This is a genomic window from Pseudomonas sp. P8_229 (assembly GCF_034008635.1).
GTDB lineage: Bacteria > Pseudomonadota > Gammaproteobacteria > Pseudomonadales > Pseudomonadaceae > Aquipseudomonas.
This window is the reverse complement of sequence record NZ_CP125378.1, coordinates 893400-915000: the sequence shown is the minus strand read 5'-3', so window position 1 is coordinate 915000 and position 21601 is coordinate 893400. Positions and strand designations below refer to the sequence as shown.

The window sequence follows — 21601 nt, the reverse complement described above, 5'->3', positions numbered from 1 at the left end:
AACCCCGGAGAGGGGAGTGAAATAGATCCTGAAACCGTATGCGTACAAGCAGTGGGAGCCCACTTTGTTGGGTGACTGCGTACCTTTTGTATAATGGGTCAGCGACTTATTTTCAGTGGCGAGCTTAACCGAATAGGGGAGGCGTAGCGAAAGCGAGTCTTAATAGGGCGTCTAGTCGCTGGGAATAGACCCGAAACCGGGCGATCTATCCATGGGCAGGTTGAAGGTTAGGTAACACTGACTGGAGGACCGAACCGACTACCGTTGAAAAGTTAGCGGATGACCTGTGGATCGGAGTGAAAGGCTAATCAAGCTCGGAGATAGCTGGTTCTCCTCGAAAGCTATTTAGGTAGCGCCTCATGTATCACTGTAGGGGGTAGAGCACTGTTTCGGCTAGGGGGTCATCCCGACTTACCAAACCGATGCAAACTCCGAATACCTACAAGTGCCGAGCATGGGAGACACACGGCGGGTGCTAACGTCCGTCGTGAAAAGGGAAACAACCCAGACCGTCAGCTAAGGTCCCAAAGTTATGGTTAAGTGGGAAACGATGTGGGAAGGCTTAGACAGCTAGGAGGTTGGCTTAGAAGCAGCCACCCTTTAAAGAAAGCGTAATAGCTCACTAGTCGAGTCGGCCTGCGCGGAAGATGTAACGGGGCTCAAACCATACACCGAAGCTACGGGTATCACTTAGGTGATGCGGTAGAGGAGCGTTCTGTAAGCCTGTGAAGGTGAGTTGAGAAGCTTGCTGGAGGTATCAGAAGTGCGAATGCTGACATGAGTAACGACAATGGGTGTGAAAAACACCCACGCCGAAAGACCAAGGTTTCCTGCGCAACGTTAATCGACGCAGGGTTAGTCGGTCCCTAAGGCGAGGCTGAAAAGCGTAGTCGATGGAAAACAGGTTAATATTCCTGTACTTCTGGTTATTGCGATGGAGGGACGGAGAAGGCTAGGCCAGCTTGGCGTTGGTTGTCCAAGTTTAAGGTGGTAGGCTGAGATCTTAGGTAAATCCGGGATCTTAAGGCCGAGAGCTGATGACGAGTTACCCTTTGGGTGACGAAGTGGTTGATGCCATGCTTCCAAGAAAAGCTTCTAAGCTTCAGGTAACCAGGAACCGTACCCCAAACCGACACAGGTGGTTGGGTAGAGAATACCAAGGCGCTTGAGAGAACTCGGGTGAAGGAACTAGGCAAAATGGCACCGTAACTTCGGGAGAAGGTGCGCCGGTGAGGGTGAAGGACTTGCTCCGTAAGCTCATGCCGGTCGAAGATACCAGGCCGCTGCGACTGTTTATTAAAAACACAGCACTCTGCAAACACGAAAGTGGACGTATAGGGTGTGACGCCTGCCCGGTGCCGGAAGGTTAATTGATGGGGTTAGCTAACGCGAAGCTCTTGATCGAAGCCCCGGTAAACGGCGGCCGTAACTATAACGGTCCTAAGGTAGCGAAATTCCTTGTCGGGTAAGTTCCGACCTGCACGAATGGCGTAACGATGGCGGCGCTGTCTCCACCCGAGACTCAGTGAAATTGAAATCGCTGTGAAGATGCAGTGTATCCGCGGCTAGACGGAAAGACCCCGTGAACCTTTACTATAGCTTTGCACTGGACTTTGAATTTGCTTGTGTAGGATAGGTGGGAGGCTTTGAAGCGTGGACGCCAGTTCGCGTGGAGCCATCCTTGAAATACCACCCTGGCAACTTTGAGGTTCTAACTCAGGTCCGTTATCCGGATCGAGGACAGTGTATGGTGGGTAGTTTGACTGGGGCGGTCTCCTCCTAAAGAGTAACGGAGGAGTACGAAGGTGCGCTCAGACCGGTCGGAAATCGGTCGTAGAGTATAAAGGCAAAAGCGCGCTTGACTGCGAGACAGACACGTCGAGCAGGTACGAAAGTAGGTCTTAGTGATCCGGTGGTTCTGTATGGAAGGGCCATCGCTCAACGGATAAAAGGTACTCCGGGGATAACAGGCTGATACCGCCCAAGAGTTCATATCGACGGCGGTGTTTGGCACCTCGATGTCGGCTCATCACATCCTGGGGCTGAAGCCGGTCCCAAGGGTATGGCTGTTCGCCATTTAAAGTGGTACGCGAGCTGGGTTTAGAACGTCGTGAGACAGTTCGGTCCCTATCTGCCGTGGACGTTTGAGATTTGAGAGGGGCTGCTCCTAGTACGAGAGGACCGGAGTGGACGAACCTCTGGTGTTCCGGTTGTCACGCCAGTGGCATTGCCGGGTAGCTATGTTCGGGAAAGATAACCGCTGAAAGCATCTAAGCGGGAAACTTGCCTCAAGATGAGATCTCACTGGAACCTTGAGTTCCCTGAAGGGCCGTCGAAGACTACGACGTTGATAGGTTGGGTGTGTAAGCGCTGTGAGGCGTTGAGCTAACCAATACTAATTGCCCGTGAGGCTTGACCATATAACACCCAAGCAATTTGCGAACTCGAGAGAGGCCAGATTGCGGTGTGTGAAGACGAAATGAACCGAAAGTTCGAGAGAAACACACAAACTATCGCATACCCAATTTGCTGAAGCGTCGAAAGACGAGTCGGCACACCGAATTTCTTGACGACCATAGAGCGTTGGAACCACCTGATCCCATCCCGAACTCAGCAGTGAAACGATGCATCGCCGATGGTAGTGTGGGGTTTCCCCATGTGAGAGTAGGTCATCGTCAAGATTAAATTCCGAAACCCCAATTGCGAAAGCAATTGGGGTTTTGTTTTGCCCGCAGGAAAGTGGTTTGCTTTCCGCGCAAGGCGCTGCAAGGGGAGGGACGGCCGTTCCAACCGTCGCCAGGACTGCCATTGGGGAAAAACCTTCTGAAGTGGTCACTCGGTTTTTGGTATGGTGCAGCTCGTTTTTAATGGACTGATGTCATGCCCACGGATCGGCACTCAATTTTTGTCAAAGAGTTGCTGTAGAAATGCCAGAACCCATCCCGATCAAGGATCACGAGAAAGAGAAGCGCCTGGTCAACAAGCGGTTGATCGCCTGTGCTCTGTTCGTTTTTGCTATCAGCTGTGCGCTGGTAGTGCGCCTGTATATCCTGCAAGTGGTTGAATACGACTACCACTCGACCATCTCCGAAAACAACCGCGTGCACGTCTTGCCGATCCCGCCGACTCGCGGCCTGATCTATGATCGCAACGGTGTGCTGCTCGCCGATAACCGCCCCAGTTACAACCTGATCATCACCCGCGAACGCGCCACTGACGTCAATCAGGAGCTGGACGAGGTCATCAATCTTCTGCATCTGCCGGCAGAAGACCGCACCGTTTTCGATAAAGCCATGAAGCAGTCCCGCCACCCGTTTACCCCGGTGACGCTGTTCTACGAGCTGACGGAAGAACAGATCGCCGTGTTGGCGGTTAATGAATTCCGCTTGCCGGGTCTGGATGTCGAGCCGCAGTTCGTTCGGCATTATCCGCTGGGCCCGCATTTCGCACATTCAATCGGCTACGTTGGCCGGATCAACGAGAAAGAGTCCAAGACGCTGGACTCGGTCGAATACCGCGGCACGCAATCTATCGGCAAAACCGGCATCGAACGCTTCTACGAAGCGCAGCTTCACGGCCACGTTGGTTATGAAGAAGTGGAGACCAATGCCCAAGGCCGAGTACTGCGGGTGCTGAAACACACCGATCCGGTGCCCGGCAAAAACATTGTGCTGAGCCTCGACGTCAAACTGCAGGAGGCTGCCGAAGCCGCACTAGGGGACCGTCGTGGTTCGGTGGTGGCACTGGATCCGTCCACTGGCGAAGTGCTGGCCATGGTCAGCAACCCGAGTTTCGACCCGAACCTGTTCGTCACCGGTATCAGTTCCAAGGAATACTCGGCGCTACGCGACTCCATCGACCGGCCGCTATTCAACCGTGTGCTGCGCGGCTTGTACGCGCCAGGTTCGACGATCAAGCCGGAGGTGGCGATTGCCGGTCTCGATACTGGTGTGGTTACTCCGCAGACCCGGGTCTTCGACCCGGGCTACTACCAACTCCCCGATTTCGATCACAAGTACCGCAACTGGAACCACAGCGGCGACGGTTGGGTGGACATGGACGCGGCGATCATGCGTTCCAACGACACGTATTTCTACGACCTGGCGCACAAGCTCGGCATCGATCGGCTGCATGACTACATGGCGATGTTCGGTCTCGGCGAAAAAGTTTCGCTGGACATGTTCGAAGAGTCGCCCGGTTTGATGCCGTCGCAGGCCTGGAAGCGCGCCACACGCCGTCAGGCGTGGTTCCCGGGGGAGACCGTGATCCTCGGCATCGGTCAGGGCTATATGCAGGTCACGCCGCTGCAGTTGGCCCAGGCCACTGCGCTGATTGCCAACAAGGGGGTGTGGAACCGTCCGCACCTGGCCAAGACAGTCGATGGCGTGGCACCGGTCGACGAACATCCAATGCCCAACATCCTGCTGAAGAATCCGCGTGACTGGGATCAGGTCAACCATGGCATGCAGATGGTGATGCACGATGCCCGAGGCATTGCCCGCGCGGCTGCGGCCGGCGCGCAATACCGCATTGCCGGCAAGAGTGGTACCGCGCAAGTGGTGGCGATCAAGCAGGGCGAGCGCTACAACCGCGAGAAAACCCTCGAACGCCATCGCGACAACGCCTTGTTTGTCGGCTTTGCCCCGGCGGAGCATCCGAAGATTGCCATCTCGGTAATGATTGAAAATGGCGAGGCCGGTGGTCGGGTGGCCGGCCCTGTGGTACGGCAGATCATGGACGCCTGGTTACTGGACCAGTACGGCCACCTTAAGCCGCAATACGCTGCACCGGCCAAGCCTCCCGGTGATCCGCACGTGTAACCGGAAGCTGCTTCACAGCACAGGCTCAAGTAGGTTGAGCCTGTGCGGGAAGATGTTTGGGCAACTGACTATTTGCAGCTGTAACCCTCAGGCATCGTGACGCTGTAGTTGCGTTGCACACGGTCCTGAAAATTCAGGTTCTGCAGACCTTGCCCCACCAGAAAGGCCTCGACCTTGGCGGCCTGGCAGTCCTCGTTATAAGACGACGCCCGAAGCAGATACACCGTACGTTTGCTGACTTCATCCCGGGCAGTGGCAACGAAGGTACTGAGGGTGGTGTAGCCGATTCGCTCTGAAGTACCCACCGGGCCATAGGTCGTATTGGGCTTACTGGTGCAGGTCAGTCGGTCATCTTTTTTCTTGGTGTTCTTGCACACGGTCGTAGTGCTGGTCGGCACTTGCCCATAGTCGGTGGCGGTATAGCGGTAAGACACCTGTCGGCTGCCGATATCGAGAGTGATGGTCATTTTGATCGGCGCGTGGTTCCTGGGCAGGCTGGCGTCGGTGTAGACCTCCTGGAAGCCCCTGTCTTTCAGTGCGTTGACCATGTCGCGAAGATAGTAGCGGGCATTGAGTGCGTTCTCATCGGCGCCGTTCGCCGAGGTCACAAGTACTGTTGCCTTTCGGTCGAACTGATAGTCCGGATCAGGTATTGCATTGAGTGCTACGTCTATTTGCGTGGCGCAACCGCCAAGCAACGCTGTGAGCATTAGTAGGACGCAGAACAAATAACGGGACATGACAAAGACGCCTTGCAACTAAGGATTGAATAGAGGTTAAACGGATGAGGCGCGCGATAAATAACTCATCGTCAGCAAGGCTCAGTCTTTCTGGTATTCCAGCAGATCACCTGGCTGGCAATCGAGCGCTGCGCAGAGTTTGTCGAGAGTGGCCATTTTCACGCCCTTGACCTTGCCATTTTTCAGCAATGACAGGTTGGCCTCGGTGATGCCCAGCAGGGTGGCTAACTCTTTCGAGCGAATTTTTTGCGTGGCCATGACAACGTCAAGGCGGACGATAATGGTCATTGTATTGTTCTATATGTATTGACTTTGCTCATCGCTGAGAACTTTTGCGTCACGCATGATAATTGAAAATATACAGAGCAATACGCCTTTGATTATCTCGTAGGCAGAAGCGGAAGACAGGCCGATCGAGAACTGAAAAATCCGATCCCCCGGCGGCAGATCTATCGACAACGCCAAACCTTGCAAGGTCTCCACCAGCGGGTAGGTTGCCGGCGAAACAATGCACAGTACGCCCACTCGCCACAGGACCCTGATGTTGCGGTCGGTCCAGGTTTCGCCGCGCGACAAACGCAGGAAAAACAACCCTGTTAGCCATAACGCGTAGCCCGACAGAACAACGGGCAGGAAATCCAGAAAAACGATCAGGGCAGTGACCATTGACGACAGCCATGTGTCGGGATCAAGCAGCGCGCCCTCGACAAACGGGTCAAGCAATTGCGGTGAGCCTTCAGCAAAGGCGTAGAGCAGGCCCGCCAGTATTTCATCCTTTTTGATGAACCAGATCGTCGCGTTGCCGCTAACCTCCGTCACACCCAGAACCCAGACAAGAATCGCTGCCAGCAGCCCGACCCAATGCATGCGTTGCGGCGCCAATCCGTTGATGTGAGTACGCATGAAAATTCCTGGTTGTTTCAATTAGGTAGCGAATTCTCGATGATAAATTATCGATTAACAATAATTAATTTTGATTTGTTTGCGTCGGTATCCTCTTCTCGATCGGCTCCGCACGGCTGCTTTTAACGGTGCGGGGAGTCGATTTACTAGCCAGCGCGCCGAAGGTGCTCTAAATGTGGGTCAGCAAACCTACCGGCAAGACCGAAACCATTACAAAATCAGGCCCCTGGCACCGGGCAACTCATGTCGCCTTCCTCACACTTCAAATACTGCTTCAGCGCTTCGACCCGCACCTTGGTCACCCCGGTCAGGCAGTTGCTGTAAATCAACGGATAAACGCTCCCGCCGCCTACCCCGGACGCCGAAAACTTGCATTCGGCATCACGAAACTCGATCCATGCCCGCTGTGCACTCACCAGCATTTTTTTGGCGTCGGCGTTGCCCTTCAATCGACCGGTGATCTGCTGATACACCGCGTTCAGCTCCTTGTCCGCCGCCTTGAATTCCTGCCCGGCACACTGGTTCATGGTGGCCTGATCGCTGGCATTGGCGCAGTCGACGGCGGCGTGGGCGATAGGCGTGAACAGGAAGGGTGTCAGGACCATGAGCAGGCGTGGGGACATGGGTAATCTCACTGTGTCGGATGAAAGTGCAGAGCAGTTTAGCGGCTGTGGTGCTTCTATTCAGGAACGCGTAGCCGGGAGGCTTCGAGCAGGCGATCTGCGGTGGCTGCAATCTCCTCGCCGTCATGGAGCATTTCCAGCCAGTGGGCAGGAATCGCCCGAACGCCATAATAGGCCCCGGCCAATTGACCGACGATCGCGGCAGTGGTGTCGGCGTCATCGCCCAGGTTGGCGGCTTGCAGAATCGCTGCTTCGAAACTGTTGGTGTGATGAAAACACCACAGCGCGGCTTCCAATGACTCAACGCTGTAGCCACTGCCACGGATTTCAGTGGCTGACCTGGCCAGATAATCTCCTCGAGCAATTGCGGCGACTTTAGGTTGAGTGAAGGTTGAGAGCGGCAGTCTGCACAGCTCGGTTTTGGAGGCGCCGAGCAGCGCGTTGGCGATCAGTTCGGCAAACAACTGGCAGCATTCGATGGCTTCGGGGGCCGCGTGGGTTGTCCGCGAACTGTCACTGGCGAACTGGCGGATTTGCTGGACGACAGGGAAGAAAAACAGCACCACCGGCGCCAACCGCATCAGCGAGCCGTTGCCGGCGGTAAACGGGTCGGTTGATCCAGCAAAGGGCTGACCGGTTTGCTGGTACTGCGACAGTGCCTGACTGACGGTCATGCCAATATCGAAACAATCCCCCGTCGAGCTGAGATACCCCCATTGCCACCAGTTCAGATAGCGTCCCATCTGGTCCGTCGCATCGAATGTGTTTCTGGTCAGCAGACTCTCTGCCAGGCACAGCGCCATCGAGGTGTCATCCGTCCATTGCCCAGGCTTCAAGTGAAAGGGGCCTCCGCCGACCATGTCTGTCAGCGGCTGGAATGAGCCCCGCGGTTTGAACTCCACCGTGGTGCCAACGGCGTCGCCGCAAGCCAGGCCGAGCAGGGCGCCGCGATAACGTTCTGATAGGGAGGGCTGCATGCTTCGTCCTTGTTTGTTTCCGTTTCGCTGGAAAAGGTAACAGGTTCACTGGGAGGGGGGCGTCAGTCATTCACTCTTTCAACGATCGGAAATGCCGCCGAATGTTTCCTTTGGACAGAACAGGTGCAGCCCTTTGATACAACTTCAGGTTGGACATGTGGTCATACAAGCCTACTGTTCAGAACAGGAGGTGACTTATGAAACCAGTACCCAATAGTTTCGAACGCAAAATCATGCTCAAGGCACCGCGTTCTTATGTCTGGCGCGCATTGGTCGATGCCGAGGCGTTTGGTCAGTGGTTTGGTGTGGCGCTGGAGGACAGGCGGTTCATTGCCGGTGAATGGACCCAGGGGCAGGTCACCTATCCGGGTTATGAACACGTGTTGTGGAACGTGCTGGTCGAGCGGGTCGAGCCGCAGCAGTTGTTTTCGTTTCGCTGGCACCCGTACGCGGTCAATCCGAAAATCGATTACTCCCAGGAGCCGACGACGCTGGTCAGGTTCGAGCTGCAGGATTACGAGGGTGGCACGTTGCTCAAGGTGTCCGAATCCGGTTTTGCGCATATTCCTGATGTGCGGCAGAAGGAGGCGTATTACATGGACAGCCGTGGCTGGGAGGAACAACTGAGTCGACTTGAACAGTTTCTCGCCGAAAGCGCCAAGACCCGCGAGCGTGCCGATGACTGATAGCACCATGTTCAAGCCGTGGTTACAACGCTGGGCGCTGGTGCCAGACGGTGAACCGATCATCACCCCGGGCAGTCGTCTGTTACGGGTACGTTTCGGCGATGCACCGGCCATGCTCAAGATTGCGCTGGATACCGACGAACAGTACGGCAATCGGCTGATGACCTGGTGGGGCGGTGATGGCGCCGCGCAGGTGCTGGCCCATCATGAAGACGGTTTGTTGATGGAGCGGGCCATGGGGCGGCGTTCGCTGATGCACATGGCGCTCAACGGTGAAGACGACGCCGCCACACGGATCATGTGCACGGCGCTGGCGCACCTGCATGCACCGCGTCCGACACCGCCACCGCCGCTGGTGGAGCTGGCGCCGTGGTTCGCGTCACTGCGAATGGCCGCCGCCGAACATGGCGGCGCTTATGCCGTGAGCGTGCGAACGGCTGAAGCGTTGCTCGCTGAACCGCAGGACGTGGTGGTGCTGCACGGTGACATGCACCACGACAACGTCCTCGATTTCGGTACGCGCGGGTGGCTGGCGATTGATCCCAAGCGGGTACGCGGCGAGCGGGGTTTCGATTACGCGAACCTGATCTGCAACCCCGAACTGCCCACAGCTGGCGATCCCGAGCGCTTTCGGCGACAGGTCGAGGTGATTGTCGAGGCAGCCGGACTGGAGCGCCGACGCTTGCTGCAATGGGTGCTGGCGTTCGCGGGGTTGTCCGCCGCGTGGTTTCTGGAGGATGACCAGCAGCAGGCCGCCGGGCAGCTGAAAGTTGCGCACATTGCGGCGTGCATGCTCGACGCCTGACGGGCGTAAGGGTTTTCGGAAGGCGTTCTATAGCGAATGTCTTACACGCATTGGTAGCTTTTTCGACTATTGCCGATTGGATCCACCGCGTAATCTACACCCATCAACTGAGACACAGGGAGTGTTTCAGGATCAAGGATGATCGACCATTAGCAAGGATCGCTGCCGACAGGGAGTCGATAATGGTCTTGGGAAAAACCCGCTTCGGCGGGTTTTTTTTCGCCTGTAGAAACGCCTCTGATACCTCTGTCGGGTGAAATTGTGGTGAGGGGATTTATCCCCGATGGCCTGCCTGGCAGGCCATTTCTTGGGGGCGCTTCGCAACCCATCGGGGATGGGTCCCCTCGCCACAGGGGATCAAACGCTCAAGAGGCGATCAACTGCCGCAACACGTAATGCAGGATCCCGCCGGACTTGAAGTACTCCACCTCATTCAACGTATCGATGCGGCATAGCACTTCGATTTTCTCCTGCTGCCCGTCTTCACGGGTGATCACCAGAGTCAGGTTCATGCGCGGCGTCAGTTCGACGTTGGTCAGGCCCTGAATATCCACGGTTTCCTTGCCTGTTAGATTCAGGCTCTTGCGGTTCTGATCGAGCTTGAACTGCAGCGGCAACACGCCCATGCCCACCAGATTGGAACGGTGAATGCGTTCGAAACTTTCAGCGATCACCGCTTTGACGCCCAGCAGGTTGGTGCCCTTGGCCGCCCAGTCGCGGCTGGAGCCAGTGCCGTATTCCTGACCGGCAATCACCACCAGCGGTGTGCCGTCGGCCTGATAACGCATGGCAGCGTCATAGATTGCCATCTTCTCGCCGCTCGGGATGTAGATCGTGTTGCCACCTTCTTCGCCACCGAGCATTTCGTTGCGGATACGGATGTTGGCGAATGTGCCGCGCATCATCACTTCATGGTTGCCACGGCGTGAGCCGTAGGAGTTGAAGTCTCGTGGTTCCACGCCTTTTTCCCGCAGATAGCGCCCGGCCGGACTGTCAGCCTTGATGTTGCCGGCAGGGGAGATGTGGTCGGTGGTCACCGAATCGCCGAGCAGCGCCAAGACCCGCGCGCCCTTGACGTCAGTGATTACCGGCAACGGGCCGGAAATGTCGTCGAAGAATGGTGGATGCTGGATGTAGGTCGAGTCGTCCTGCCACACATAGGTGGCGGCTTGCGGTACCTGAATCGCCTGCCATTGCTCGTCGCCAGCGAACACCTCGGCGTATTCCTTGTGGAACATCGCGGTGTTGACCTGGCTTACCGCGTCGGCGATTTCCTTGCTGCTCGGCCAGATGTCACGCAGGTACACCGGATTGCCTTGCTGGTCGTTGCCCAGTGGTTCCGTGCTGATGTCGGTGCGCACGCTGCCGGCCAGGGCATAAGCGACCACCAGTGGCGGCGAGGCTAGCCAGTTGGTCTTGACCAGCGGATGCACCCGGCCTTCGAAGTTGCGGTTGCCGGACAGCACCGACGCGACAGTGAGGTCGGCTTTCTGAATGGCTTTCTCGATCGGTTCCGGCAATGGCCCGGAGTTGCCGATGCACGTCGTACAGCCGTAACCGACCAGCGAAAACCCGAGCTGATCGAGGTACTGCGTCAACCCGGCAGCCTTGTAGTAGTCGGTCACCACTTTCGAACCGGGTGCCAGTGAACTCTTGACCCACGGTTTGCGCGTCAGGCCTTTCTCCACGGCTTTTTTCGCCAGCAGACCGGCCGCCATCATCACACTCGGGTTGGAGGTGTTGGTGCAGGAAGTGATTGCGGCGATCACCACCGCGCCGTTTTTCAGGCGATAGGTATGGCCTTCGTATTCGTATTCGGTTTCGCCGACCAGATCGGCGTTGCCCACGGCCACACCACCGCCGCCTTCGCTTTCCAGGCGGCCTTCTTCCTTGCTGGTGGGCTTGAATTGCAGGTCCATGAAATCACTGAAGGCCTGCGCGACGTTCGGCAGCGAGACGCGATCCTGCGGGCGTTTCGGCCCGGCAAGGCTGGCTTCGACGCTACCCATGTCCAGCGCCAGGCTGTCGGTGAACACCGGTTCCTGACCCGGCACGCGCCACAGGCCCTGGGCCTTGGTGTAGGCCTCGACCAGTTTCACCACTTCCGGCGGTCGGCCGGACAGGCGCAGGTACTCCAGGGTCACGTCATCGACCGGGAAGAAGCCGCAGGTCGCACCGTATTCCGGGGCCATGTTGGCGATGGTCGCGCGGTCGGCCAGCGGCAGGTCGGCGAGGCCGTCCCCGTAGAACTCGACGAATTTGCCGACCACGCCTTTCTTGCGCAGCATCTGCGTGACCGTCAGCACCAGGTCGGTGGCGGTGATGCCTTCCTTGAGCTTGCCGATGAGCTTGAAGCCGATCACTTCCGGAATCAGCATCGACACCGGTTGGCCGAGCATCGCCGCTTCCGCCTCGATCCCGCCGACGCCCCAGCCGAGTACACCGAGGCCGTTGATCATGGTGGTGTGCGAGTCGGTGCCGACCAGCGTGTCGGGGAATGCGTAGGTGTGGCCGTCCTCATCCTTGGTCCACACCGTGCGCCCGAGGTATTCGAGGTTGACCTGGTGGCAGATCCCGGTGCCCGGTGGCACCACGCTGAAGTTGTCGAAGGCGCTCTGACCCCAGCGCAGGAACGCATAACGTTCGCCGTTACGCTGCATCTCGATGTCGACGTTCTGTTCGAAAGCACTGGCGGTGGCGAATTTGTCGACCATCACCGAGTGGTCGATCACCAGATCTACTGGCGACAATGGGTTGATTCGCTGCGGATCACCGCCGGCCTTGGCCATGGCGGCACGCATCGCGGCGAGGTCGACCACCGCGGGGACGCCGGTAAAGTCCTGCATCAATACGCGGGCAGGGCGGTACTGGATTTCCCGGTCGGAGCGCCGCTCCTTGAGCCAGGCGGCGATCGCCTTGAGGTCGGCGCCGGTAACGGTTTTTTCATCTTCCCAGCGCAACAGGTTTTCCAGCAGGACCTTCAGCGACATTGGCAGCTTGTCGATATTGCCAAGGCTTTTCGCTGCATCCGGCAGACTGAAATAGTGGTAGGTCTTTTGGTCGATCTGCAGTGTTTTAAGGGTCTTCAGACTATCGAGGGACGGCATTACGATCACTCCTTTGAGTCCGCACGGCTACGGACTGAGGGGACGGGCAGAGCTATCAACGTAGCCCTGTTTTCAGTAGCTGGCTAATAACTGGACTCTATGGGCAAGTCCAAGGTTCCGACATCGGCTATCATGCGCCGGTTTTCGTGACAGGCTTTGCTTCACCGCAAGGCTTGAGCATCGTGCAGGGGCCGAATGTCCGCCCTCTGCCCAGGAGTAAGAATGAACACCCTATTCATGCATTGCCGGCCAGGCTTCGAAGGTGAAGTCTGTTCGGAGATTTCCGACCTCGCCGCCCAGTTGAACGTCGCCGGTTACGCCAAGGCCAAAGCGGCCACCGCGTACGCCGAGTTCGTCTGCACTGAAGCAGACGGCGCTGAACGCCTGATGCGCGGCCAGCGTTTCGCCGAACTGATTTTTCCGCGGCAATGGGCGCGCGGGATCTTTATCGATTTGCCGGAAAACGACCGCATCAGTGTAATCCTCGCGCACATGGCCGATTTCCCGGTGTTCGGCAGCCTGTGGCTGGAAGTCGTCGACACCAACGACGGCAAGGAACTGTCGAACTTCTGCAAGAAATTCGAAGGCCCGCTGCGCAAGGCACTGACCGCCGCCGGCAAACTGGTGGAGGACGCCAGCAAGCCGCGTCTGCTGCTGACGTTCAAAAGTGGTCGTGAAGTGTTCCTCGGCATGGCCGATGCCGGTAACTCGGCGATGTGGCCGATGGGCATTCCGCGCCTGAAGTTTCCGCGCGAGGCGCCGAGCCGTTCGACGTTGAAGCTGGAAGAAGCCTGGCACCACTTCATCCCGCGTGATCAGTGGGACGAGCGCCTGCACAGCGACATGACCGGCGTCGACCTCGGTGCAGCCCCGGGCGGCTGGACCTGGCAACTGGTCAACCGCGGCATGCTGGTGACTGCCATCGACAACGGCCCGATGGCCGAAAGCCTGATGGACACCGGCCTGGTGCAGCACTTGATGGCTGACGGTTTCACCTTCAAGCCCAAGCAACCGGTGGACTGGATGGTCTGCGACATCGTCGAGAAACCGGCACGTAATGCCGCGATGCTCGAAGAGTGGATCGGCGAGGGGCATTGCCGCGAGGCGGTGGTCAACCTGAAGTTGCCGATGAAGCAGCGCTATGCCGAGGTGAAGCGCTTGCTCGAACGCATCGCCGATGGCTTCAAGGCCCGTGGGATCAAGGTCGATATTGGCTGCAAGCAGCTGTATCACGACCGCGAAGAAGTGACCTGCCATTTGCGTCGTCACGACATCAAAAAAAGCAAATCCCGCTGAAACAACACCAAACCCTGTGGGAGTGATCTCTGTGGTGAGGGATAAATCCCCTCACCACAGATGACTGAGCACCCGGCAATGCGCGACAATGCCGGCCAGTTTCAGGAGTGAATCATGAGTGAAATGATCGATACCCCGGTCGACGGCACCCTCGACGCCACCGGCCTCAATTGCCCGGAGCCGGTGATGATGCTGCATCAGCACATTCGTGATCTGGTGCCCGGCGGCCTGCTCAAGGTGATCGCCACCGATCCCTCGACCCGTCGCGACATTCCCAAGTTCTGCGTGTTTCTCGACCACGAACTGGTCGGTCAGCACGAAGAGGCTGGTACTTATCTGTACTGGATCCGCAAGAAACAAGCCTGAGTCCGAGCCAAGCACAGAACCAATGTGGGAGCGGGCTTGCTCGCGAAAGCGGTATGTCAGTCACTATCAATGGCGACTGATACACCGCATTCGCGAGCAAGCCCGCACATTGTTTGTCCAGCGTCAGGCTTTCTTTAGCCAGTGCTGCGACTGATCCGAATACGCTTGCGCGCACTGCGCGTCAGGCGGATCGACAGCATCAGCGCGGCACAGCTCAGGCCGACGATCAGGCCTTGCCACAAGCCGCTCGGGCCACGCGGTTCACCGAGCCAGTCGGTCAGGCCGAGGGCGTAACCCACCGGCAGGCCGATGCCCCAGTAAGCGAACAGGGTCAGGATCATCGTTACCCGGGTGTCCTGATAACCGCGCAGGGCGCCAGCCGCCGTGACCTGAATCGCGTCGGAAAACTGGAACAGCGCCGAGTACACAATCAGCATCGCCGCGATGTGGATCACTGTCGGGTCGGCGGTGTAGATCGAGGCAATCGGCTCGCGCAGCAACAGCATCATGCTCGCCGACAAACAGGCGTAGGCCAGCGCGGCGCCCATACCAACGCCAGCGGCGAAGCGCGCCTCACGCGGTTCTTCACGGCCCAGAGCCTGGCCGACTCGTACGGTCACCGCCATGCCCAGCGAATACGGAATCATGAACACCAGCGAACTGACGTTCAGTGCGATCTGATGCCCGGCAACCACAGTGGCGCCGAGGCTGCCGATCAGCAGGGCGATCACGGCGAAGATGCTCGACTCGGCAAACACTGCGATGCCGATCGGCAGACCGATCGCCAGCAGACGCTTGATCACCGCCCATTGCGGCCAGTCGAAGCGGCTGAAAATCTCACTCGAGCGATAGGCCGGCGCCCAACGTTCCCAACCGGCCAGGCCCAGCGCCATCACCCACATCACAATGGCCGTGGCCCAGCCGCAGCCGACGCCGCCCATGGCCGGCACGCCGAAGTGGCCATAAATGAAGATGTAGTTCAGCGGAATGTTCAGCGCCAGACCGCACAGGCCCAGCACCATCGCCGGGCGGGTACGGCCGATGCCGTCACTGGTGCAGCGCAGCACGTGGTAGAACGCCACCGCCGGCAGGCCGCTGGCAATGCCGTGCAGATACTGCATGCACGGGCCGATCAGCTCGGGATCGACCTTCATCAAGTGCAGTACCGGCTCGGCGGCCACCAGCATCGCCGTCGCGATCAGTCCGACCACCAGCGCCAGCCACAATGCCTGACGCACGATCGGGCCGATCTCGCTGTGGGTTCCGGCGCCGAAACGCTGGGCGACTTTCGGTGTGGTGGCCAGCAGGGTACCGGTCATCAGCAGGAAAACCGGGACCCAGATCGAGTTGCCCAGTGCCACCGCCGCCAGATCCTTTGGCCCGACGCGGCCAGCCATCACCGCATCGACGAAGCCCATGGCCGTGGTCGCCAGTTGCGCGATGATGATCGGCAACGCCAGGGCGAGCAGGTTCTTGAACTCCAGACGAATCCGCGCGGGGCGGGTGAGGGAGACGGCGACAGGTTGTTCAGTTACAGAATTCACAGGCAAAGCGTCCACAGGTGTTGATGCGCAAGGCGCCGCATTCTACGCCGCTGACGTGACAGTCAGGAAAAATCCTCTGTTGCGGATTTGTAATCGCACGGCCTGCTGGCCCAACCGCCCATCTGCACCTAAACTGCCGATCCGCCAAAGGAGCCCGCCATGCTGATTGTTGCCGACGAAAATATCCCGCTGCTCGATGCCTTTTTTGCCGGTTTCGGCGAGATCCGCCGGGTGCCGGGCCGTTCCATCGACCGTGCGACGGTCGAACAGGCCGATGTGTTGCTGGTGCGTTCGGTGACCAACGTCAACCGGGCGTTGCTTGAGGGCAGCAAGGTTCGCTTTGTCGGCACCTGCACCATCGGTACTGATCATCTGGATCTCGAGTACTTCAATGAGGCCGGCATTACCTGGTCCAGCGCGCCCGGTTGCAACGCCCGGGGGGTGGTCGATTACGTGCTCGGCAGCCTGATGACCCTCGCCGAAATCGAAGGCGTCGATCTGACGCAGCGCACCTATGGCGTGGTCGGTGCCGGTGAGGTCGGTGGTCGGCTGGTCAAGGTTCTGAAAGGACTGGGCTGGAACGTGAAAGTCTGCGATCCACCGCGTCAGGCAGCCGAGGGTGGCGACTATGTCAGCCTCGAGCAGATCATCGAGCAGTGCGACGTGATCAGCCTGCACACCCCGTTGACCCGCAGCGGTGGCGGTGCGACCTGGCATCTGTTCGATCAGCAGCGCTTGCAGCAGCTCAAGCCCGGCGCCTGGCTGATCAATGCCGCGCGTGGCCCTGTGGTGGATAACGCCGCGCTGCGCAAAGTGCTGCTGCAGCGCGAAGACCTGCAAGCGGTGCTCGACGTCTGGGAAGCAGAACCCGAGGTCGATGTGGCGCTGGCCGAACTCTGCGTGCTGGCAACACCGCACATTGCCGGTTACAGCCTGGATGGCAAACAGCGCGGCACGGCGCAGATCTATGAGGCGTACTGCGAGTTCATCGGCCAACCGGTGAGCATCCAGCTCAGTGAGCTGCTGCCAGCACCGTGGCTGTCACAAGTGACCCTGCACGCCGACAGTGATCCGGCTTGGGCGCTGGCGATGTTGTGCCGTGGGGTATACGACCCGCGCCGCGACGATGCGGACTTTCGCCGCAGTCTTGTAGGCAATGTCGGTGAGCAGCGTGCGGCGTTCGATGTGTTGCGCAAGCAGTATCCGGTGCGACGCGAGATTGAGGGCTTGAAGGTGCGAATCGAAGGGAACTCGCCGCAGTTGCAACAGATTGTGGCGGCGCTGGGGGCGGAGGCTGTCTAGAACCGAGTCGGCCTTTTTCGCGAGCAGGCTCGCTCCCACATGGATCTCTCATTAACTGAAGATCTCCTGTGGGAGCGAGCCTGCTCGCGAAGGGCGCACTGCGGTCTGATTGGCAGGCAGAAAAAACCCGGCCAAAAGGGGCCGGGTCAGGAAGACGGTGGCTATATCACTTTTGTTCGGCAGGCTTGACCAATCGCTTCTCCAGTTCGCGGCATGCGTTCTGGATCATGTCTTCAGTGATCGGTACTTCACGCCCATCCTTGTCAATAATGGAGCAACCCAGAGGTTGGCCGGGCTTGGTGCGGATCACTTGAATCTTGTCTTCGCTGCTGTGTTGCAAGGACATGGCCTGTCTCCTCATCAGGTTGTACGCGTAGATTAAAACCGCCACGTGACCAGGCTGTGACAACACCTTTGGGTCTGTCAAAAGCGGCACCTCCACTCCAACAGAAATGACCGCTTGTCTCAACCGGGACATTAGACCAATAGCAACTATGGCCTAGTCTTTGGGGGCATATTTAACCTGACTCATTGTGATTTACAGAGTTGCGCCCCATAGAAGGTTTAGGCTAGCCCTTTCACCAACACGGATGTGTACCTGAATGATCTCGAAGCTTTCCTCCCGGCACCGTCGAGCGCTGAGTCTGACCAGTCGATTTCTGGCGCCTTACCGTTGGCAAGTTTGTGGTGCGCTGTTGGCGTTGATCGTCACCGCGGCCGTCACGTTGTCGATGGGGCAGGGGATCAAGTTGCTGGTCGATCGGGGCTTCATGACGCAGTCGCCGCACCAACTGAACCAGAGCATCGGCATCTTCATGTTGATGGTGCTTGGCCTGGCGATCGGCACGTTCGCGCGGTTTTACTGGGTGTCGTGGATCGGTGAGCGCTGCGTGGCGGATATCCGGCGCGAGGTGTTCAACCATCTGGTGTACTTGCACCCCGGTTTCTACGAGAACAACCGCAGTTCGGAAATTCAGTCGCGACTGACCGCTGATACGACGTTGCTGCAATCGGTGATCGGTTCGTCACTCTCGATGTTTCTACGCAACCTGTTGATGGTGATCGGCGGGGTGGTCCTGCTGTTCGTCACCAACCCGAAACTCACCAGCATCGTGGTGATTGCCTTGCCGTTCGTGGTTGCTCCCATTCTGATTTTCGGTCGGCGCGTGCGCAATCTGTCGCGGCTGAGCCAGGACCGGGTCGCGGATATCGGCAGCTACGTTTCCGAAACCCTGGGTCAGATCAAGACCGTGCAGGCCTACAACCATCAGGTGCAGGATGAGCGACGTTTCGCGTCAACGGTCGAGGACGCATTCGACACGGCGCGTAAACGTATTTTTCAGCGTTCCTGGATGATCACCATGGTGATCGTTCTGGTGCTGGGCGCGGTGGCGGTGATGTTGTGGGTGGGCGGCATGGACGTGATTGCCGGTCGAATCACCGGTGGTGAACTGGCAGCGTTCGTCTTCTACAGCCTGATCGTCGGCAGTGCCATCGGTACCCTGAGCGAGGTGATCGGTGAATTGCAGCGTGCGGCGGGTGCCGCCGAACGGATCGCCGAACTGCTGGGTTCGCAGAACATCATCCTGCCACCGACTACCGGACTGGTGACCTTGCCGGAACGGATCAAGGGCGAACTGCAATTGCAGGATGTGCGCTTTTCCTATCCTTCGCGTCCCGAAAGCTACGCTGTCAACGGTCTGACTCTGACCATCAAGGCCGGCGAGACGCTGGCGCTGGTGGGACCGTCCGGCGCCGGCAAGTCCACGGTGTACGACCTGCTGCTGCGCTTCTATGACCCGCTTGAAGGGCGGATCCTGATCGACGGTGTGCCGCTGAGCAGTCTCGATCCGCTGGATCTGCGCCGTAATTTCGCCTTGGTCTCGCAATCGCCTGCGCTGTTTTTCGGCAGCGTCGAAGAGAATATTCGTTACGGTAATGCCGGCGCGACGCTGGAGCAGGTCAAGGAAGCGGCGCGAATCGCCCATGCCCATGACTTCATCGAGAAAATGCCCAACGGTTACCAGACGCATCTGGGCGATGGCGGCCTCGGCCTTTCTGGTGGCCAGCGTCAGCGCTTGGCGATCGCCCGCGCGTTGCTGGTGGATGCACCGATCCTGTTGCTGGACGAAGCCACCAGCGCCCTCGATGCGCAGAGTGAGCACTTGATTCAGGAAGCTCTGCCCAGCCTGATGCAAAACCGCACCACGCTGGTGATTGCGCATCGCCTGGCCACGGTGAAAAACGCCGACCGGATCGCGGTAATGGATCAGGGCAAACTGGTGGCGATCGGTACGCATCAGGAGCTGATCGTGAGCAATCCGCTGTACGCGCGGCTGGCGTCGTTGCAGTTCAATGATGGTCACGGCGCTACAACTAACTCCGTCACCGAACCTGTAATCGACTAAGTGATCGACCCGGCAGCGCACATAAAAAATGCCCTTGTCTTGGGATAAGGGCATTTTTCATTACGCGCTGTCAGCCGTGTAATCACTGATCATCAAAATACCGCTCATGCCAATCCACCAGCGGTTGCGGCGAGTTGAGTTTCTGGCCGTAGATCACCGAATACGACAGCACGTTCTGCACGTACTGGCGGGTTTCGTCGAACGGGATGCTTTCCACCCACACGTCGAAGCTCAGGTGATCGGCGCCGCGCAGCCACTGACGGACGCGACCGGGGCCGGCGTTGTAGGCAGCGGAGGCGAGGACGCGGTTTCCGTTGAACTGGCTGTGCACCTGGCTCAGGTAAGCGGCGCCGAGCTGGATGTTCTTGTCTGGGTCGAGCACTTGCTGTGGCGAAGCCAGCGGGATGCTGAACTTGCGCGCGGTTTCCTTGGCGGTGCCCGGCATCAGTTGCATCAGGCCGCTGGCGCCGACGCCGGAGCGGGCGTCGTCCATGAACGCACTTTCCTGACGGGTGATGGCGAACACCCAGCTCGAATGCAGTCCACGCGTCTTGGCTTCACGCACGAGGGTGTCGCGGTGCGCCATCGGGAAACGGATGTCCAGGTCGTCCCAGTATTGCGCCTGACTGATGGTGCGAATGGCCGGGAAGTACCATTTCAGGTCGTAGGCCAGTCTGGCCTGGGCGACCATTTCGTCACGATTGAAATGACGGCTGACGTGATACCACTCGCGGCGACCGTCGACGATCTGCCCGCGGGCATGGAATTCCAGGGCGCGACGCACGCCGGGGGTGTTGCGCACCTTGTTGATGGTGGCCTGACTGAGTACCAGCGGCTTGTTCATCAGCGAGTAAGGCAGTTGCGAGCGGTCGGCGGCGAGGAAGCCATAGAAATCGCGTTCCTTCGCCAGATTCTTGTACAGCGTCTGTGCTTCCGGGTTCTGTGGCTGTGCCAGTTCCAGGCTGCGGGCCTGCCAGTAACGCCAGCGGTTGGTGGTCGCCAGATCCTGCGGCAGACGACGCGTCAACTGATACGCATCGTCCCAGCGTGCCAGACGCAACAGCAAACGCAGGCGCCATTCGGAAACGGTGTTGTCACGCAGCTCAGGATCGTATTTGGTCATCACGTCAAGCGCACGGCTGTCGAAACGCCGGGCCAGGGTCAGGCCGATTTCCCGGGCAATCGCGACTTTCTCGTCACGGGAGAAATGCATGCTGCTGGCGTAACCGTCGAGCAGGGCCATGGCCTTATCCGGATCCTGACGGGCGAGGCGGCGCAGGCCGAGGCTGACCACGTCGGACATCGGCTCGTCGGCCGGGGTGAAGCGCGACGGCTGGTTGAGCAGCTCGGGTTTCTGCGCCACATCCACCAGCAAGCGACCGCGCGGGGCGAGGGTGGTCAGGCCGTTGACCAGACTGTTGGCCAATGGATAGTTGCGCGCCTGGGCTGCGAGTTTGGTGCGTTCCCAGCGTTTCTGTTCGGTCAACTGGCCGTCGGCGGCCCAGATCCCGAACAGTCCGTCACAGGCCGCCGGTTGCGATTTGCCGGTCAGCCACAGTTTGTCGGCGTTGGCGTAACCATCGGCTTTGTGGCCGCTGCTGATCTGGTACTGCGCATTCAGGCAGTCCAGTTCGGTGAAATTGAGTTTCGGGTCGTAATACTTGACGAAGGTTGCCCAGTCACCACGGTCGGCGAGCCAGCGCAACCAGCGCAGTTTCATCCAGTTGGCCTGAGGCAGGTCACCGTGTTCGGCGAGAAATTTCTCGATCTCGGCGTTGCTCGCGGTCTTTAGACGTGCGGTCAGTTCGTCGTAGGCCAGGTACGGTTCCAGCGGATAATCGGCCAGGGCCTGGCTGTAACGGAAGTACGGGCCGGTATCGCCCTTGGCCAGGGCGCGCTTGGCTTCATCGTAATACTGGCGTTGGGTGGACAGGTCCACCGCCTGGGCGGATTGAGCGGCAGCGGCGGTAAGTAGCAAACAGGACAAGACACTGAAAAGGCGACTGCGCATGAGACATCCGGGC

The 21601-nt window shown here is 58.7% G+C and carries 16 protein-coding genes and 2 rRNA genes (1 of these 18 running past the window's edge); 9 read left to right on the top strand and 9 right to left on the bottom strand.

Annotated features, from left to right (window positions below; genetic code table 11):
- The 3 genes from QMK55_RS04020 to mrdA form a co-directional block, all read left to right on the top strand.
- Positions 1-2420 (top strand): 23S ribosomal RNA (locus tag QMK55_RS04020); it begins 472 nt to the left of the window's first position.
- A 145-nt stretch (positions 2421-2565) separates the two neighbouring features.
- Positions 2566-2681, top strand: a 5S ribosomal RNA gene (rrf, locus tag QMK55_RS04015).
- A 246-nt stretch (positions 2682-2927) separates the two neighbouring features.
- Positions 2928-4820 carry a penicillin-binding protein 2 gene (gene mrdA / locus QMK55_RS04010; protein ID WP_320328708.1) on the top strand — a complete coding sequence of 631 codons (1893 nt, stop codon included), beginning with the start codon at positions 2928-2930 and terminating at the stop codon, positions 4818-4820.
- Positions 4821-4888: 68 nt separating this feature from the next.
- Here mrdA and QMK55_RS04005 read toward each other — a convergent pair whose 3' ends face one another.
- The 5 genes from QMK55_RS04005 to QMK55_RS03985 form a co-directional block, all read right to left on the bottom strand.
- The gene (locus tag QMK55_RS04005) at positions 4889-5560 is read right to left on the bottom strand and encodes a hypothetical protein (RefSeq protein WP_102356382.1); all 672 of its coding nucleotides are present in this window, start codon (positions 5558-5560) and stop codon (positions 4889-4891) included.
- 81 nt (positions 5561-5641) lie between these two features.
- A complete protein-coding gene (locus QMK55_RS04000; RefSeq protein ID WP_102356381.1) occupies positions 5642-5848 on the bottom strand; it encodes a helix-turn-helix domain-containing protein in 207 nt (68 codons plus the stop codon).
- 9 nt (positions 5849-5857) lie between these two features.
- Positions 5858-6463, bottom strand: coding sequence for a hypothetical protein (locus tag QMK55_RS03995; protein WP_320328707.1), 606 nt, complete (start codon positions 6461-6463; stop codon positions 5858-5860).
- 218 nt (positions 6464-6681) lie between these two features.
- Positions 6682-7086 carry a lysozyme inhibitor LprI family protein gene (locus tag QMK55_RS03990; protein WP_320328706.1) on the bottom strand — a complete coding sequence of 135 codons (405 nt, stop codon included), beginning with the start codon at positions 7084-7086 and terminating at the stop codon, positions 6682-6684.
- Positions 7087-7142: 56 nt separating this feature from the next.
- Positions 7143-8063: an ADP-ribosylglycohydrolase family protein gene (locus QMK55_RS03985; protein ID WP_320328705.1), complete on the bottom strand. Its 921-nt coding sequence runs from the start codon at positions 8061-8063 to the stop codon at positions 7143-7145.
- Positions 8064-8260: 197 nt separating this feature from the next.
- Here QMK55_RS03985 and QMK55_RS03980 point away from each other — a divergent pair, with 197 nt between their 5' ends.
- A complete protein-coding gene (locus QMK55_RS03980; RefSeq protein WP_102356377.1) occupies positions 8261-8749 on the top strand; it encodes an SRPBCC family protein in 489 nt (162 codons plus the stop codon).
- A gap of 7 nt (positions 8750-8756) precedes the next feature.
- A complete protein-coding gene (locus QMK55_RS03975; protein ID WP_413787281.1) occupies positions 8757-9554 on the top strand; it encodes an aminoglycoside phosphotransferase family protein in 798 nt (265 codons plus the stop codon).
- A gap of 365 nt (positions 9555-9919) precedes the next feature.
- Here the strand turns inward: QMK55_RS03975 and acnA are convergent, their stop codons facing one another.
- Positions 9920-12661 carry an aconitate hydratase AcnA gene (acnA, locus tag QMK55_RS03970; RefSeq protein ID WP_320328703.1) on the bottom strand — a complete coding sequence of 914 codons (2742 nt, stop codon included), beginning with the start codon at positions 12659-12661 and terminating at the stop codon, positions 9920-9922.
- Positions 12662-12883: 222 nt separating this feature from the next.
- Here acnA and rlmM point away from each other — a divergent pair, with 222 nt between their 5' ends.
- Positions 12884-13957, top strand: coding sequence for a 23S rRNA (cytidine(2498)-2'-O)-methyltransferase RlmM (gene rlmM, locus QMK55_RS03965; protein ID WP_102356374.1), 1074 nt, complete (start codon positions 12884-12886; stop codon positions 13955-13957).
- Between the two features lie 114 nt (positions 13958-14071).
- Positions 14072-14323, top strand: coding sequence for a sulfurtransferase TusA (tusA, locus tag QMK55_RS03960; RefSeq protein ID WP_003226616.1), 252 nt, complete (start codon positions 14072-14074; stop codon positions 14321-14323).
- Between the two features lie 134 nt (positions 14324-14457).
- Here the strand turns inward: tusA and QMK55_RS03955 are convergent, their stop codons facing one another.
- Entirely contained in the window at positions 14458-15867 is a 1410-nt protein-coding gene (locus QMK55_RS03955) for an MATE family efflux transporter (protein WP_320328702.1), read from the bottom strand.
- Between the two features lie 159 nt (positions 15868-16026).
- Here QMK55_RS03955 and pdxB point away from each other — a divergent pair, with 159 nt between their 5' ends.
- A complete protein-coding gene (gene pdxB / locus QMK55_RS03950) occupies positions 16027-17169 on the top strand; it encodes a 4-phosphoerythronate dehydrogenase PdxB (RefSeq protein WP_320328701.1) in 1143 nt (380 codons plus the stop codon).
- A 166-nt stretch (positions 17170-17335) separates the two neighbouring features.
- Here the strand turns inward: pdxB and QMK55_RS03945 are convergent, their stop codons facing one another.
- Complete coding sequence (locus QMK55_RS03945) at positions 17336-17515, bottom strand: PA1571 family protein (protein ID WP_102356371.1); 180 nt, start codon at positions 17513-17515, stop codon at positions 17336-17338.
- A 256-nt stretch (positions 17516-17771) separates the two neighbouring features.
- Here QMK55_RS03945 and QMK55_RS03940 point away from each other — a divergent pair, with 256 nt between their 5' ends.
- Positions 17772-19577, top strand: coding sequence for an ABC transporter transmembrane domain-containing protein (locus tag QMK55_RS03940; protein WP_102356370.1), 1806 nt, complete (start codon positions 17772-17774; stop codon positions 19575-19577).
- Between the two features lie 82 nt (positions 19578-19659).
- Here the strand turns inward: QMK55_RS03940 and QMK55_RS03935 are convergent, their stop codons facing one another.
- The gene (locus QMK55_RS03935) at positions 19660-21588 is read right to left on the bottom strand and encodes a transglycosylase SLT domain-containing protein (protein WP_102356369.1); all 1929 of its coding nucleotides are present in this window, start codon (positions 21586-21588) and stop codon (positions 19660-19662) included.
- Positions 21589-21601 lie beyond the last annotated feature (13 nt).